Raw genomic sequence first — 1,653 nt, 5'->3', positions numbered from 1 at the left:
ACCTTTCAAAACTAAACAAAAAGACCAAAGCAGAAACATTGTTGAAACTTATGAGCTTCAAAAGCTCCTTAGAAAGGAGGTGATCCATCCCCACCTTCCGGTAGGGATACCTTGTTACGACTTCACCCCAATCATCTGTCCCACCTTCGGCGGCTGGCTCCAAAAGGTTACCGCACCGACTTCGGGTGTTACAAACTCTCGTGGTGTGACGGGCGGTGTGTACAAGGCCCGGGAACGTATTCACCGCGGCATGCTGATCCGCGATTACTAGCAATTCCGGCTTCATGCAGGCGAGTTGCAGCCTGCAATCCGAACTGAGAATGGCTTTATGGGATTCGCTCGGCCTCGCGGCTTTGCTGCCCTTTGTACCATCCATTGTAGCACGTGTGTAGCCCAGGTCATAAGGGGCATGATGATTTGACGTCATCCCCACCTTCCTCCGGTTTGTCACCGGCAGTCACCTTAGAGTGCCCAACTGAATGCTGGCAACTAAGGTCAAGGGTTGCGCTCGTTGCGGGACTTAACCCAACATCTCACGACACGAGCTGACGACAACCATGCACCACCTGTCACTCTGTCCCCCGAAGGGGAACGCCCTATCTCTAGGGTTGTCAGAGGATGTCAAGACCTGGTAAGGTTCTTCGCGTTGCTTCGAATTAAACCACATGCTCCACTGCTTGTGCGGGCCCCCGTCAATTCCTTTGAGTTTCAGCCTTGCGGCCGTACTCCCCAGGCGGAGTGCTTAATGTGTTAACTTCGGCACTAAGGGTATCGAAACCCCTAACACCTAGCACTCATCGTTTACGGCGTGGACTACCAGGGTATCTAATCCTGTTTGCTCCCCACGCTTTCGCGCCTCAGCGTCAGTTGTAGGCCAGAAAGTCGCCTTCGCCACTGGTGTTCCTCCAAATATCTACGCATTTCACCGCTACACTTGGAATTCCACTTTCCTCTCCTACACTCAAGTTCCCCAGTTTCCAATGACCCTCCACGGTTGAGCCGTGGGCTTTCACATCAGACTTAAGGAACCGCCTGCGCGCGCTTTACGCCCAATAATTCCGGACAACGCTTGCCCCCTACGTATTACCGCGGCTGCTGGCACGTAGTTAGCCGGGGCTTTCTGGTCAGGTACCGTCAAGGTGCCGCCCTGTTCGAACGGCACTTGTTCTTCCCTGACAACAGAGCTTTACAATCCGAAGACCGTCATCACTCACGCGGCGTTGCACCGTCAGACTTTCGTCCATTGCGGATGATTCCCTACTGCTGCCTCCCGTAGGAGTCTGGGCCGTGTCTCAGTCCCAGTGTGGCCGATCACCCTCTCAGGTCGGCTACGCATCGTCGCCTTGGTGAGCCACTACCTCACCAACTAGCTAATGCGCCGCGGGCCCATCTCACAGTGTTAGGTAAAACCCAACTTTTACAAGGGAACCATGCGGTTCCTTTGATTATCCGGTATTAGCCCCGGTTTCCCGGAGTTATCCCAGTCTGTGAGGCAGGTTGCCCACGTGTTACTCACCCGTCCGCCGCTGACGTCAGGGGAGCAAGCTCCCCATCAGTCCGCTCGACTTGCATGTATTAGGCACGCCGCCAGCGTTCGTCCTGAGCCAGGATCAAACTCTCCATAGAAAGTTTGATGTCTCTGACATCATTTAA

General features: G+C 54.3%; 1 rRNA gene. It reads right to left on the bottom strand.

Features of this window, described 5'->3' with window-relative positions:
* Positions 1 to 72: 72 nt before the first annotated feature.
* Positions 73 to 1,626, bottom strand: a 16S ribosomal RNA gene (locus EBO34_RS20355).
* Positions 1,627 to 1,653 lie beyond the last annotated feature (27 nt).

The sequence above is a fragment of the Alteribacter keqinensis genome (assembly GCF_003710255.1).
Lineage (GTDB): Bacteria > Bacillota > Bacilli > Bacillales > Salisediminibacteriaceae > Alteribacter > Alteribacter keqinensis.
Note: the sequence above shows the minus strand (reverse complement) of the source record. Positions and strands in the feature narration are given on the sequence as shown.